The sequence below is a fragment of the Nocardia xishanensis NBRC 101358 genome (genome assembly GCF_001613365.1).
In the GTDB taxonomy this organism is placed as follows: domain Bacteria; phylum Actinomycetota; class Actinomycetes; order Mycobacteriales; family Mycobacteriaceae; genus Nocardia; species Nocardia xishanensis.
Genome location: NZ_BDCF01000016.1, coordinates 87370 through 100926, shown reverse-complemented (window position 1 = coordinate 100926; position 13557 = coordinate 87370). Strand labels below are relative to the sequence as shown.

At 67.0% G+C, this 13557-nt stretch carries 11 protein-coding genes; 6 read left to right on the top strand and 5 right to left on the bottom strand.

All coding sequences use genetic code 11. From position 1 onward, the window contains the following. Window positions 1-453: 453 nt before the first annotated feature. Window positions 454-675 carry a helix-turn-helix domain-containing protein gene (locus tag NX1_RS15305; protein ID WP_157119758.1) on the bottom strand — a complete coding sequence of 74 codons (222 nt, stop codon included), beginning with the start codon at window positions 673-675 and terminating at the stop codon, window positions 454-456. 180 nt (window positions 676-855) lie between these two features. Here NX1_RS15305 and NX1_RS15300 point away from each other — a divergent pair, with 180 nt between their 5' ends. Continuing rightward, window positions 856-1071, top strand: coding sequence for a helix-turn-helix domain-containing protein (locus tag NX1_RS15300; RefSeq protein WP_169812238.1), 216 nt, complete (start codon window positions 856-858; stop codon window positions 1069-1071). A 109-nt stretch (window positions 1072-1180) separates the two neighbouring features. On the opposite strand, the gene NX1_RS15295 is transcribed toward NX1_RS15300, so the two are convergent. Both NX1_RS15295 and NX1_RS15290 read right to left on the bottom strand, forming a co-directional pair. Beyond that, complete coding sequence (locus tag NX1_RS15295) at window positions 1181-1423, bottom strand: hypothetical protein (RefSeq protein ID WP_157119757.1); 243 nt, start codon at window positions 1421-1423, stop codon at window positions 1181-1183. 1079 nt (window positions 1424-2502) lie between these two features. Beyond that, complete coding sequence (locus NX1_RS15290) at window positions 2503-4647, bottom strand: VanW family protein (RefSeq protein WP_444980708.1); 2145 nt, start codon at window positions 4645-4647, stop codon at window positions 2503-2505. Window positions 4648-5170: 523 nt separating this feature from the next. Here NX1_RS15290 and gnd point away from each other — a divergent pair. The 3 genes from gnd to NX1_RS15275 all read left to right on the top strand — a co-directional run bounded on the left by gnd (window position 5171) and on the right by NX1_RS15275 (window position 8146). Next, entirely contained in the window at window positions 5171-6196 is a 1026-nt protein-coding gene (gnd, locus tag NX1_RS15285) for a phosphogluconate dehydrogenase (NAD(+)-dependent, decarboxylating) (RefSeq protein WP_068059086.1), read from the top strand. A 475-nt stretch (window positions 6197-6671) separates the two neighbouring features. Continuing rightward, window positions 6672-6956, top strand: a complete 285-nt coding sequence (locus NX1_RS15280) for a helix-turn-helix domain-containing protein (RefSeq protein ID WP_218024134.1) — start codon at window positions 6672-6674, stop codon at window positions 6954-6956. Next, window positions 6953-8146, top strand: coding sequence for a type II toxin-antitoxin system HipA family toxin (locus tag NX1_RS15275; protein ID WP_068058924.1), 1194 nt, complete (start codon window positions 6953-6955; stop codon window positions 8144-8146). Before NX1_RS15280 ends, NX1_RS15275 begins: the two co-directional genes overlap by 4 nt. A gap of 74 nt (window positions 8147-8220) precedes the next feature. Here the strand turns inward: NX1_RS15275 and NX1_RS15270 are convergent, their stop codons facing one another. After that, window positions 8221-9543: an acetyl-CoA C-acetyltransferase gene (locus NX1_RS15270; RefSeq protein WP_068058923.1), complete on the bottom strand. Its 1323-nt coding sequence runs from the start codon at window positions 9541-9543 to the stop codon at window positions 8221-8223. Between the two features lie 249 nt (window positions 9544-9792). Between NX1_RS15270 and NX1_RS15265 the strand changes: the two genes are divergently transcribed. Both NX1_RS15265 and NX1_RS15260 read left to right on the top strand, forming a co-directional pair. Next, window positions 9793-11190 carry a 3-oxoacyl-ACP reductase gene (locus NX1_RS15265; protein ID WP_068058922.1) on the top strand — a complete coding sequence of 466 codons (1398 nt, stop codon included), beginning with the start codon at window positions 9793-9795 and terminating at the stop codon, window positions 11188-11190. Next, window positions 11190-12056, top strand: coding sequence for a MaoC/PaaZ C-terminal domain-containing protein (locus tag NX1_RS15260; protein WP_084501447.1), 867 nt, complete (start codon window positions 11190-11192; stop codon window positions 12054-12056). Before NX1_RS15265 ends, NX1_RS15260 begins: the two co-directional genes overlap by 1 nt. Window positions 12057-12117: 61 nt before the next feature. Here NX1_RS15260 and NX1_RS15255 read toward each other — a convergent pair whose 3' ends face one another. Further along, entirely contained in the window at window positions 12118-13470 is a 1353-nt protein-coding gene (locus NX1_RS15255) for a DUF5685 family protein (RefSeq protein WP_068058918.1), read from the bottom strand. Window positions 13471-13557 lie beyond the last annotated feature (87 nt).

Below are 13557 nucleotides of genomic sequence, written 5' to 3'. Positions count from 1 at the left end.
ATCAGTACGTCGATCGGCTCGGATGTCGATATTGGATTCCACAGTGCGCGAACGCTTTTGGCGCGTAGCATGGTTAGACCTGGGACCTTTCATCGCTCGCGTGCGCGTAGGTGAGACGAACGGAATCGGTAGCGCGTATCGCCCTGCTCGATCTCGCCATGCCAGTGAGTTCGAATGGGGTAACAAGGGCCGCGTCACGCGGATCGTGGATGAGGACAAACGGTCCGGCCAACATCGGGCAAGCCGGTGCGGAGGACGTCCGGTCGCCGGATCCGGCCGACTGCGCGAGCTCACCGAAGGCGCACTCGAGCGCGGCCGAGTCGGTAGCTGATCGATCGCCCGGCGAGCGAAATTCGCCGCTCATCTGCGAGTGATTCCAGTCACAAAAGGTTTGAGACAGGTCGGATGCGAAGCCATTCGCACGTGCACGAGACCGCAACTGCCGTCCAGCGTTCACTTCTCCCCCATCCCCGGAATCAGCTCGGCAGTCCGGCAACCAGCAAAGGCCGCGATGCGGGCGAGTTCGCAGAGTGTGAAGGAACTGTCCGCAGCTAACCGGCGCTTCAGCACCGCGGCGGGCATGTCGACGTGTTTGACCAGGTCATTCAGACCGATCCCCCGCTTCGCAAGAACGTGTTGCACACGCTCCGCAACCATGTCATCCAAACGATCCATACGGATCATTTTAAGGTCCGTTTGGACTAGTTGCAATCCCATACGGCGCTTGCGTTGCTCCGCGAGCTTCGCCGTGAAGAGTAGATGAACCCTGTGACATGTCGTTTGCCAGGTAGCCATTCGGACCTCAGAATGGTCCATATGGGTGCGAAAGAGACGGTTTCGGGCATCAATCGGGCGGTGGGCAACGAACTGCGGGCAGCGCGAGCGCGCCGCGATCTGACCCGGCAGCAACTGTCGGAGCTGACCGGCCTCGCCGTCAGCACGATTCAGCGCTTCGAGAACGGCGAACGGTCACCCGACATGCAACAGCTGCACGCACTGTGCCAGGCGCTGGAGATTCCCATGCGCGATTTCGTCACGATGGCACTGAAAGACATCGAGCGGCCCGACTGAGCGACCACACCTACATCGATTACTGCCCGGGGCCGATCTACGGTCCCGGGCAGTCGATCCCCGACCATGAAACGGTGCGTCGCACGGGCTCAGCGACCCACTCGGTATTTCAAGCGCAGCGCGAACCCGTCACACCCTTGACTGCGGACTCGATGGCCACTTCGGCGTATTCGACGACGGCCTGAACCGTGTCGACGCCCATCACCCAAGAAGCAAGCACCACATCGCACAACGTCGCGGTGCCGTGCAGAATGCGTTGCGCCGCATCGTCACCGATCGCCGCGCCGAGTGCCGCCGCAGCGCCTACGCCCCGCCCCGTTTCCAACTCCGATACCGAGCCGATCTGGTCCACGACCACAGTTCCCCTTCATCTCCGTGCTCGACTTCGAGCGCGAGTCTGGGACGAAATCCCACTGTCGTCCCAGAATCACGGTAGTTATATCCCATCACCGCCGACGAAGCTCACCAAAGTTGTCCTGCAACAGAACGTTTCGCCGAGGAATCCAGTTCGAATGTCGCGTCGGGCGGGTAACTGAAGATTCGCGGCGGCCGCTGATCGGCGGCCGCACAGTCCGCACACCTTCGATTCACAAACACACTCGCCCGCACTGCCAAATCCGGGTGATTCGTAGCGTCGCGGCACCCGACGTCATCGCGGGCCTGAGGGAGCCATCCGCTACACATCCACCCCATGCGCGCCACCCAGAGGGCCATCCCCGGCTCGAACCGGACGCACAATCGACGGTCGTTAAGTACTGAGCGGTACCGTATTTCGTACGAGTTCGGCCTCCGTGCACCACAGCGCGAGCGGGACTGGAACCGCGATCGGATCACACGAATCGTGATCGGAATTCCCCACCGAACACCACTCCCCAGCCTTCTCGAACAGCGTCACCACAAGGATGTGCACCTCGGTGCGGCTCTTCGATGAACCAGGCACCGGCCGCGGTCGGCCGCCTCCCGACTCGGATTCGCAAGCGGACCTCTCACAAGCCGAAGCGGATTCCTTCATTGAACCGCCGCCCGCGGGTGTTCAGCATCCGTACCGCATCGGCTCGAAGAGCCGTAATCCGCCACTGGAACGGCCCACCCAACCGATGCAGACGACCAGATTCGCACATACGTTTGAATATCGATGACATGCGGGAGTTGGCGTTGAACCGCTGGTGAGCCCGCCTCCAGCGGTGTCAGGACAGTCGGCACGGGCGGACTTCCCGGCCACTCACCCCCGCAGGGCAGCGCGTGGACAGCCGTGCTCACCTACCGCCATCACCAGTTAGCCAGCGAGAAAACAGAATTGCGCAGAACCGGCCCGTCGACAGTGCGGTTGACCTCAGGTTCGCAGCGTCGCCCTCGGACCCGCGATGAAATAGCCGATCGTGCCTCGAAGCTCGGATCAGGTTACCGCGCAGCCGAATTCGTCCCTGACGCTCACTCGCACTTCACGACGGGAATCGGGTCGTACTTCACCGTCCGCGTAGCCCGCGACACTTCACGCCCGGTCTTCCGATCTTTGATCACTCGGGTATCGGAGATCGTGAAACCCGGGGCGCCTTCGGACGCGATGCAGTCCTTCCCCTTGGGCAGGGTGACGGTGGTGGGTTCCGTGGGCTTGGTTTTGTCGCCGGTGATGGATTCGACGTCGACCGTCTTGGTGCCCCAGAGGCGGACGGTGATGTCCGAGGCGGTGGCGAAAGTCTCGATGTAGACGCCGCTTTGGGTGTTGTTGCGGAATTTGAGGTCGATGGCGCCGTCGAAGACGGTGGCCTCGCGGGCGGCCGGGTAGCGGGAGATGTAGTAGCTGTGTTCGGTGTGGCCCGCGTCTTCGAGGCCGGCGAAGTATGCGGCGTTGTAGAGGGTCGTGGCGAACTGGCTGATGCCGCCTCCGACGGCGGTGCTCGGGCGTCCGTGGTCGATGATGCCGGATTCGACGTAGCCTTCCGCGGTGCCGCGCGGACCGGTGAAGTCGTTGAGCGAGAATGTTTCTCCCGGCTGGATGACGGCTCCGTTCACCTTCTGAGCCACGGTGCGGATGTTGACGCCGGACGGGCCGCTGAAGCCGCTGGTGGTGAACGAGCCCATCTGTTCGACGATGCCGAGCCCTTGCGCGGCCTCGGTGGTGAGCTTGGGTTCGACCTTCTCGTAGACGGCGGGCGCGCTGCGCTGCTGGGAGGCCGCGAGCAGCGCGGACAGCTGTTCGAGGGTCTTGGGCCAGTTGATCTTCTCGCCGACCACCGCGGGTACGACCCGTGGCGCTCCTCCGCTCACCGCGAAAGTCGCGTCCTTGGGCTCCACCTCGGACTTCGCCAGCTGCGGGGCGAGGATGGCGGCCGCGGCGTTCAGGTCGTAGTTCGCGGCGAGACCGCCCTGCCCGTCCGGAGCGAAACTCAGTACGGTCGTGATCTGCTCGGGGGTGAGCCGTGCGTCGCCGTCTTTGCCCGCGAACACCACGTCGCCGCGCACGGCGGGTTCGGCGATCTCGTGCAGCGCACGCTCGACCGACTCGGGCCGGACGGTGAGCGGCGCTGGGACGACGGGCAATTCGAGGGTGCCGCCCTCGATCCAGTTGTCGATCAACTCGTTTCGCGCGGCAGGCGTGTCCAGCACGCGGCCTGGCACGGGCGGGACGGCGACCGGCTTGCCGTTCTGGAACTGGATGGTGCCCTCGACGGTGGGGCGGTCGTGCACGCGCAGCGCGGTCAGCTGACGGTCGAGCGCGGCGTCGTCGACGACGCTGGCGACCTCGACCTCACGGGTGCCGAAGAAGGAGACCAGACGAGCGAAGGGATTGAGGGGCTGGCCGCCGATGCGGTCCCAGGTGCCCTCCCAGTCGACGGCGAGGCCGGCGGCGGAGGGGGTGAGCTCCGCCCGTACGTCGCCGATCTGGAGCGGCAATTGCTGCCCGGCTCGGCCGTCGAGGGAAGTGTGAAGCTTGGCGTCGGCTTCGTCGACGTCCATCCCCCCGATATCGATCCCGGCGACGACGACTCCACGCGGTACGTCGCCGGAAGAGAGCACGGCGTCGACGGCGTAGCCGAGGCCGCCCACTGCGATCAGGGCTCCCGCGGCGATTCCGGCGCGACGGATGGCGGGCCTGCGCCACCACGACCCGGAATCGGCGGGTCCCGGTCTCGGTCTGGATCTGCGCGCGTTCTCCCAGCGCTGCCTGCCCGCGCCCGACTTCTCCGCGCTGGACGGGCGGGCGCTGTCGGTCGCCTGGAATACCTCGGTCTCCCGATCGGCCGCATGGGTCGCCCATCCGGTGTCGGAGGGCCGACCATGGTCGTGCGCGCCGGTGCCGTGAACGGCTCCACCGGGTGCGTGTGCGGCGCTGCCTGGGACGTGCGCGCCACTATCCGGCCCGTACGCGGTGGTATCAGGCGCGGGGCCGGGCGCGTATGCGGTATCACCCGGAGCGGGCACGCCGCCACCAGAGGCGTTCGAGCCGCCCCCGTGCGCGTGCGGGCCGCCACCAGGCATGTACGGGCCGCCATCGTGCGGGTGCGGGACATCACCAGGCGCGTGCCGGACGCTGCCAGGCGAGTGCGGGGCTCCACCGGGTCCGCCTGCTGGCATGCTGCCGTACGCATGCGGGGCGCTGCTGGATGCGCGGCCGGAAACTCGTAGCGGCTCGGTGAGGGCAGAGTCGCCCTGCCACTGAGGCGGCTGGGCGGGCGGCGTGACCGGCAACACTGTGGTCTTCATCTCATCTGGCGATTCGCGGTTCGATTCGAGTAGATGACGGAGTCCGGCCTCGCCGTTCTGATGTCGGTCGCGGCCGCGGTGTCCGGTGCTCGACTCGGTGGTCACGAACCGTCCTCCCAGATGAAGCTGTATTTCAGGACCGCGCACGTTGCGGGTCACCACCCCACGATAGTTGCCCCCTCGCGGTACGTCCGTTCAGCTCGGACGCGCAGCAAACCTTGCGCAATGAACCGTCCAGAACGCGGAAGAGCCCCGCGCAGTTGCCGGGTCGGGGGTCTGGCAACTGCGCGGAGCCGATCTGTTTATCGGAGCAGCGCACCCCGCGTTACACACTTCCCGGGGACAATCGAGGACGACCCGCCAGACAGCTCGCACATACGAGGAGATGGACGGAATGCAGCTGGGAATGATCGGCCTCGGGCGGATGGGCGCCAACATCGTCCGCCGCGTCGCCCGGGACGGGCACACCGCCGTCGGCTACGAACGCAAGCCCCACAACATCGACGAACTGCGCGCCGAGCTGGGCGAAAACTTCCGGGGAAGCACCGACCTGCCGGAATTCGTGGGCATGCTGGAGACGCCGCGGGTGGTGTGGGTGATGATCCCGGCCGGCGCGACGGGCGCGGTGATCGACCAGGTCGCCGAGCTGCTCGAACCCGGCGACATCATCATCGACGGCGGCAACAGCCGCTACCACGAGGACATCAAAAGGGCCGAGAAGCTGAACCCGAAAGGCATCCATTACCTGGACATCGGCACCTCGGGCGGCGTCTTCGGCCTGACCCGCGGTTACTGCCTGATGATCGGCGGCGAGGCCGAGCAGGTGAAGTACCTGGATCCGCTGCTGAAGTCCATCGCGCCCGGCGTGGACGCCGCGCCGCGCACACCCGGCCGAACGGGGGACCCTTCAACCGCCGAGCAGGGCTACCTGCACTGCGGCCCCGCGGGTGCGGGTCACTTCGTGAAGATGGTGCACAACGGCATCGAGTACGGCGCCATGGCCGCCTACGCGGAGGGCCTGAACATCCTGCACAAGGCCAACTATGGCGCGGCGCACAAGGGCGAGTTCTCTGCGGAGGAGACGCCGCTGGAGCATCCCGAGTACTACCAGTACGACATCGATGTGCCGGAAGTCACAGAAGTGTGGCGACGGGGTTCGGTGGTCGCGTCGTGGTTGCTGGATCTCACGGCCGGCGCGCTGTACGCCGACCCGAACCTCGACTCGTTCGGCGGGCGGGTCTCGGACTCCGGTGAAGGCCGGTGGACCGTGGATGCCGCGATCGACGTCGGGGTCCCCGCACCGGTGCTCTCGGCCGCCTTGTTCGCGCGATTCTCCTCGCGTGGGGAATCGCTGTACGCGGACAAGCTGCTCTCGGCGATGCGTCAGGCGTTCGGCGGGCATTACGAGTTGCCGAAGTAGATCTGCCCTCGGTCCGCGCAATCCGTTGACGGAACCTCCATTTCGAGTTCGGCCAAACACTCGATCGTCCGCCTGCCGAAAAGATCAGCGCCACAGCCGAACAAGTGAAGAGCCGTCTTCGCAGACCACACGCACTCTTCGCAGGTGGCTGCCACACCTGCGGAGCATCGAAAAGGCCGGCGTCCCAGCGGATTCTCCAAGCATGGCAATCGGCCGCCGGACACACCCGGTGAGCCTCCGCGGTACGGGTGTTCGCGCGTGTCGGCTCCGCAGACAACGAGCGACGAGGCAGCGGTGTGCGGGGCGAGGTTTCAGCGCGTACAGGCAAGCACCGAAAGCGTCATTTCGGCGGCATCCTGCCGATTTCTCGGATAGGCCGGAGTGCCGACTCGAAAAGCAGGTTGTTTCGGCAGAATACTGCCGATTATGATGTCGACACACGCACGTGCGATCAGCAAGGCCTCATTTCGGCAGGATGTTGCCGATTCTGGAGAGTTTTGGCGTAGACTCGGCACCGCTGTGGGAGTTTCGGCAGCATTCTGCCGACGAAAGGGACGTCATGTCGGAAGCCACCACGATCGGACATGCGATCCGAGCCGCAAGGCGTCGGCATCGCCTGACACAGGAGCAGCTTGCCGAGCTGGCGGGTACCTCGACACGAACGATTCGCGAAATCGAGCACGGCAGCGGAGGAACCAGCATCGCCACAGTTGCCGCCGTTGCGAACACAGTCGGTCTCACCCTCGGAGTCGCCGAATGACCGGTCCAGCCGATTTTCGCCGAGTCACCCGGGCCGACGTCTACAAAGCAGGCCGACTGGCCGCCACTCTCGTCCGTACACCGAACGGCGGCACCGAATTCCGTTACCGGACCGACTATCTCGTGGCGCACGGTGAGCCTGTCGCGACAACGCTGCCGGTCCAGTTGGACCCGGTGTTCCACGCGAGCGGCGCGATACCACCGTTCTTCGCCGGACTCCTTCCCGAGGGCCATCGCCTGACCCTGCTGCGTCGGGCCGCCAAGACCAGCGCGGACGACGAACTGACGCTACTGCTTGCCGTCGGCGCAGATGTGCCCGGCGACGTGCAGATCGTTCCCGATGGCCAGATTCCGGTGGACCCTCCCGCCTTGCTCGAGGACGACGAACCTGGCCTCGTCGATTTCGCCCGGCTGGTCGACGATGTCGATCCGCACGCGATTCCCGGCGTCCAGCGCAAAGCGAGCGCCTCGATGATCAGCCTGCCGTTCTCGTCCAGGAACGGCCGGTTCATTCTGAAACTGTCGCAGCCGGAATATCCGCACCTCATCGAAAACGAGGCCGCACATCTGCACGCCGCACGGGCGATGAAACTCCCCGTAGCCGAGGCAAGCCTGGTCGCCGATCGAGTCGGCGAGCCGGGGCTGCTGGTGCGGCGCTTCGATCGGATCCGCGATGACGGCTCCTGGGTCAGGCTGGCGTTCGAGGATGGGACGCAGGTGCTCGGCCTTCCACCGGCGGCGAAGTATCAGCCGGATACCGCGGAGGTCGTCGCCGCACTCGCGTCGCTCACGGACGCGCCGCTCGTCGCGATCAGGAACCTGTACATGCAGTTCCTTTTCGCCTGGCTGACCGGAAACGGCGATCTCCACGCCAAGAACGTGGGCGTTCTGAAGGACCGGCGGGGGCGTTGGTCGATTGCGCCGATCTACGACATCCCGTGCACCTTGCTCTACGACGACGACTCCATGGCGTTGCCGATCGCCGGACGAACGCGGAAGCTGCGCGGCCGCGATTGGGCCGCCTTCGCCGCCGAGATCGAATTGCCCGAGCGGGCTGCCGCTTCGGCAGCCGAAATCGCGTTGCGGGCGGCGGCGGGTGTCGAGTATTCGGCACTTCCGTTCTCGGGCTCGCCGTTGCGGCGGACCGAGCGGGAATTGCGTTTGCGTCGCGCCGAGATCGAAAAGCGCTGAGCGCGTTGTTATTCCGTCGGGCACGCGAAAGGCGGCACCCGATAGATCGGATGCCGCCTTCAGCGCGTGACGGGTCAGCGCTCCAGGATGGCGACGACGCCCTGTCCGCCCGCGGCGCAGATGGAGATGAGGGCGCGGCCGGAGCCCTTTTCGGCGAGCATCTTCGCGGTGGAGGCGACGATGCGGCCGCCGGTGGCGGCGAACGGGTGGCCTGCGGCGAGCGAAGAGCCGTTGACGTTGAGCTTGCTGCGGTCGATGGAACCGAGCGCGCCGTCCAGGCCGAGGCGCTCCTTGCAGTACTGGTCGGACTCCCATGCCTGCAGGGTCGCGAGCACCACGGAGGCGAAGGCCTCGTGGATCTCGTAGTAGTCGAAGTCCTGCAAGGTGAGGCCGTTGCGAGCCAGCATGCGCGGCACCGCGTAGGTGGGCGCCATCAGCAGGCCGTCGGGGCCGTGGATGTAGTCGACCGCGGCGACCTCCGAGTCCACCAGGTGGGCGAGCACCGGCAGGTTGCGCTCGGTGGCCCATTCCTCGCTGGAGAGCAGCACCGCGGACGCGCCGTCGGTGAGCGGGGTGGAGTTGCCCGCGGTCATCGTGGCGTCGCCGAGCTTGGTGCCGAAGACCGGCTTCAGGGTGGCGAGCTTCTCGATCGAGGAGTTCGGGCGCAGGTTGTCGTCGCGGGTCAGGCCGAGGAACGGGGTGACCAGGTCGTCGAAGAAGCCGCGGTCGTAGGCGGCGGCCATGTTCTTGTGCGACAGATAGGCCAGTTCGTCCTGCGCCTCGCGCGCGACGCCGAATTCCTTGGCGGTGATGGCGGCGTGCTCACCCATGGACAGGCCGGTGCGCGGTTCGGCGTTGCGCGGGATCTCGATGCCGACCATGCTCGGGCGCAGCTGGCCGACCAGCTTCAGGCGGTCCTTGTTGGACTTGGCGCGGTTCGCGTCGAGCATCCACTCGCGCATGCCTTCGCTGACGCCGATCGGCGCGTCGGAGGTGGTGTCGGTGCCGCCGCCGACGCCCGCTTCGATGCGGCCCGCCGCGATCGCGTCGCCGACGGTGACGATCGCCTGGAGACCGGTGCCGCACGCGAGCTGCAGGTCGTGCGCCGGGGTGTAGGGCGAAAGCTTGCTGCCCAGAACGCTTTCGCGAATCATGCCGTGCTCGCCGACCCGCTTGAGCACCGCGCCGCCGACCACCATGCCGAGCCGCTCGCCCTGTAGGTTGAACCGGCTCACCAGGCCGTCCAGCGCGGCGGTGAACATGTCCTGGTTGGAGGCGTGGGCGTACGCCTTGTCGGAGCGAGCGAACGGAATCCGGTTGCCGCCCACGATCGCGACCGGACGCGTCGTCTTCGCGGTCTTGGCCGTGCTCTTGGTTGAACGGGCTTTGTTTGTCACTCGAGTCTCCAAGGTCTCGTCGGGTGGTCCGGCGCCCGGGGGCGGTCCTTCGCAGATCGGCGCCCCGCGCGTTGGTTTACTTTAAACTTACTCTGGAGTAAGTTTGTTGTCGACACCGTACCCCGCAAATGTGCGCTGACACGCCCACCGCGCGGTGCCTGCCACGCAGACCAGGCCCTCGCGGAAACGTGCGGAACACCAGGGGCGAACCAGACATCCGCGAAATTCGAGACAGAAAAGGTAGGAACAGTGGCAGCCAAGAGCAAGGGTGCACCCAACCTCTACGGATCGTTCGTCCACTCCGCCCCCGGCCATTTCCTGGCGAGCAAGCTGGGCCTGCCCCAGCCCGAGCACCTGCGCCGCTACGTGAAGGGCGAGCCGCCGCTGGCGGGCCCGGTGCTCATCGGCGGCAAGGGACGCGTCGCCGAGCCCGTGCGCGCACTGCTGTCCGACTACACCTTCGCCGATTCGCCTGCGGGGTCGGCAGTCGGCGGAGCCGACGGGGTGGGTAAGCCCAGCCAGGGGACCAAGTACGGCGCGCTCGTGTTCGACGCGACCGGCATCGGCTCGATCGAGGACCTGTCCCAGCTGTTCGAGTTCTTCCAGCCCGCGATGCGCAGCATCACCGCGTCGGGTCGCGTCGTCGTCATCGGCACCACGCCGGAGCTGGCGGGCACCGTCGACGGGCAGATCGCCCAGCGCGCGCTCGAGGGCTTCACCCGCTCGATCGCCAAGGAACTGCTGCGCGGCTCCACCGCGCAACTGGTGTACCTGCACCCGGATGCCTCCGCCGCCGCGACCGGGCTCGAGTCCACCCTGCGCTTCCTGCTCTCCGCCAAGTCGGCGTTCGTCGACGGCCAGGTGATCCGGGTCGGCAAGGACGACGCCACCGCGCCCGCCGACTGGGACCGCCCGCTGGAGGGCAAGGTCGCCGTGGTCACCGGCGCCGCGCGCGGCATCGGCGCGACCATCGCCGAGGTGTTCGCCCGTGACGGCGCGAAGGTGATCGTCGCCGACATCCCTGCCGCGGGCGAGGCGCTCTCGCAGACCGCCAACAAGGTCGGCGGCACCGCGCTCGCGCTGGACGTGACCGCTCCCGACGCGGCGGACAAGCTCGCCGAGTTCGCCACCGAGCGCTTCGGCGGCATCGACATCATCGTGCACAACGCGGGCATCACCCGCGACAAGCTGCTCGCCAACATGGACGGGGGCCGCTGGAACTCGGTCATCAACGTGAATCTCGCTGCGCCACACCGCATCACCGAGGGCCTGGTGGCCAAGGGCGTGCTGAAGGAGGGCGGCCGCGTGATCGACGTGTCCTCCATCGCCGGCATCGCGGGCAACCGCGGCCAGACCAACTACGGCGTCTCCAAGGCGGGCGTCATCGGCATGGTGAACGCCGAGGCCCCGAAGCTGGCGGAGAAGGGCATCACCATCAACGCGGTGGCGCCAGGCTTCATCGAGACCGCGATGACCGCCGCCATCCCGCTCGCCACCCGCGAGGCCGGTCGCCTGATGAGCTCGCTGCTGCAGGGTGGCCAGACCGTCGACGTGGCCGAGACCATCGCGTTCTTCGCCAGCCCGGCTTCGAACGCGGTGAACGGCAACGTGGTTCGAGTCTGCGGCCAGAGCCTGATCGGAGCATGATGACCGAGACCATCACGCTGACCGAAACACCGAAGAACAGCAGTCTTTTCGTGAAGGCCGCGCTGGGCGCGGTTCCGGTGCCACTGCTTTCGGCGCGCAAGTCGACGGTGCCCGATCGGGTGATTCAGCTCGACGGCGTGAAGGTCGACCCGGATCACCTGGCCGCCTACTGCCGGGCCACCGGTCTGCGCTTCGGCGATTCGCTGCCGCTGACCTACCCGTTCATCCTGAGCTTCCCGCTGGCCATGCAGCTGGTGGTGGCCCGCGACTTCCCGTTCGTCGCGGTGGGCGCGGTGCACGCGCAGAACCTGATCGAGCGCACGCGCGAGATCTCGGTGAGCGAACCGCTCGACTTCCGCACCCACATCGAGAACTTGCGCGAGCACCCGAAAGGCCTGCTGGTGGACGCGATAACGGAGGTGAGCGTCGGTCGCGAGCAGGTGTGGCGACAGGTCACCACCTTCCTGCACCAGCAGCGCACCTCGCTGTCGGACCAGCCGAAGGCGGAGCCGAAGGAGGAGGAAGTGCCCCCGCCGCCGCTGCGCGCCCTTCGGGTGGACCAGAAGATGATCACCAGGTACGCCAACGCGTCCGGTGACCACAACCCGATCCACACCTCGGCGTTGGGCGCCAAGGCATTCGGCTTCCCCAAGGCGATCGCGCACGGCATGTGGTCGGCGGCCAACGTTCTCAGCAACATCGAGGGCCGCATTCCCGAGAAGGCCACCTACTCGGTGAAGTTCGGCAAGCCGATTCTGCTGCCCGCCACGGTGAACGTCTACGCCGATCAGGTCGAGGGCGGCTGGGATCTGTCGCTGCTCCACCCCAAGAAGGGCTTCCCGCACCTGACGGCGACGCTGCGCTGAGTTCTTCGATCGACCGAGGACGCCCCCGAATCACGCTGATCCGGGGGCGTTTTCGTATTCGTCAGCAGTCGCAGCCGCAACCACAATCGCAGTCGCCGCAACTGCAGCAATCGCCGCAGCTCGAGCAGCAGTCGGCGCAGTCGCAGCAGGAGCCGCAGTCGCAACCCTTCCACCAGGCGTCCTTGCGTTCTCCGGTGCAGGGACTGGTGTGGTCGGCGCAGCAGGCGTAACCGGTGCAGTAGACGCCGAGCACCAGGGCGAGCGCCTCGCCGACGCCGGGTCGGCGGGTCGGCGGGCGGTGGTTGGTGCGGTGGGCGCGGGGGTGGTCGTGGGTTGCCCCGGCGTCAGGTGTCGACGGTTGCTGATCGCCGAGGTGGATGTGCGCGCGCTGGGGGCGAGTGCCTGCCACTGACCCAGCCCGACCGGCACCGGACTGGTCGGCGAAAGCGCGGACGCCACCGGTCGTCTCCGAGCCGGGCGATGCTGCGCGGCGGCCGTTGCCAGGGCGGTGGGCGTGATCAGTGCGAGTTGTGTTGCAGACGTGGGCGCTTACAACGCCGACGCCCTTGCCCAGCCGGTGCACCAGCGCGTGCAGTGGATCGAGCAGCATCCAGCGGACGGTGGGGACGTCGGACAGGCGGGCCGCGACGAGTGCCCTGCGCAGCTCCGCGTCGGACTCGCGCACCAGCTCGTAGGATTCGGCGAGCGCGGTGCCTGTCGCGGTGAGCGGGTTGAAGCGGCCGTGCGCGGTGTCGTCGTCGTAGTCCGCTATGGCGTCGGATAAGTGGGCGATGCGGCCGAAATGCCTTCCCGCGGTGCGGAGTTGGTCGGCGTTCTCGGGGCGGTTCGCCAGCATCGCTGTGTGGGCGAAGAGCTCGGCAGCGCACAGGGCCGTCGCCGCGGTGAGTTCGTCGAGCGTGACGGTCGGCTCGGCGGAAGCGGCGCGGCTTTCCACGAGTTGCTGCGAGTCGATCGCGGCGACAAGCGGTTCCACGTCGAGATCGATCAGCGCCGCCTGCCTGCGTGCGCCGTCCGCCCAACGCGTCGACATCCTCACCATGGGCCGTCCCGCGAGCCGCGAAGCGTCACCGTCCGCGACGTGATCGCGCAACTTGGCCGAACCGAGTAGCAGCGACGCGGTAGAGGCGAGCAGGACGCCCGGCGAATCGGCGACGGCCACCTCCGCTCGCTGCATGCCACGCAGCGGGCAACGGCCAGCGGTGGCGCGTGCGGAAGGACCCGGCAGCTGCGCCTCGGTCAGCACGCTGAGCAAGATCGCGTCGGTGTTGGTCGCGGCACGCGCCAGTTGACCGTGCCCGTCGCGCAGGCCGAGACACAACCCGCACATGTGCGCCCGCCACTCGCCCGCGTCGATACCGTATTTTTCGGCGCCGTGCGCACACGGCCTGAGCATTCCGAACACTTTTCCCCGTTTGTCCCCGAGCCATGGCGGCCCTCCGGCTTGATCTCGAAGAGAGTGGCAGAGCGCCGCCCGGCTGGC

Excerpts from the sequence above, each read along its gene's own strand:
- NX1_RS15275 (WP_068058924.1), top strand. The coding sequence starts at position 6,953 with ATGACCGGTCCAGCCGATTTTCGCCGAGTCACCCGGGCCGACGTCTAC.
- NX1_RS15280 (WP_218024134.1), top strand. The coding sequence starts at position 6,672 with ATGTTGCCGATTCTGGAGAGTTTTGGCGTAGACTCGGCACCGCTGTGG.
- NX1_RS15255 (WP_068058918.1), bottom strand. The coding sequence starts at position 13,470 with ATGCTCAGGCCGTGTGCGCACGGCGCCGAAAAATACGGTATCGACGCG.
- NX1_RS15305 (WP_157119758.1), bottom strand. The coding sequence starts at position 675 with ATGGATCGTTTGGATGACATGGTTGCGGAGCGTGTGCAACACGTTCTT.
- NX1_RS15290 (WP_444980708.1), bottom strand. The coding sequence starts at position 4,647 with ATGCCAGCAGGCGGACCCGGTGGAGCCCCGCACTCGCCTGGCAGCGTC.
- NX1_RS15260 (WP_084501447.1), top strand. The coding sequence starts at position 11,190 with ATGACCGAGACCATCACGCTGACCGAAACACCGAAGAACAGCAGTCTT.
- gnd (WP_068059086.1), top strand. The coding sequence starts at position 5,171 with ATGCAGCTGGGAATGATCGGCCTCGGGCGGATGGGCGCCAACATCGTC.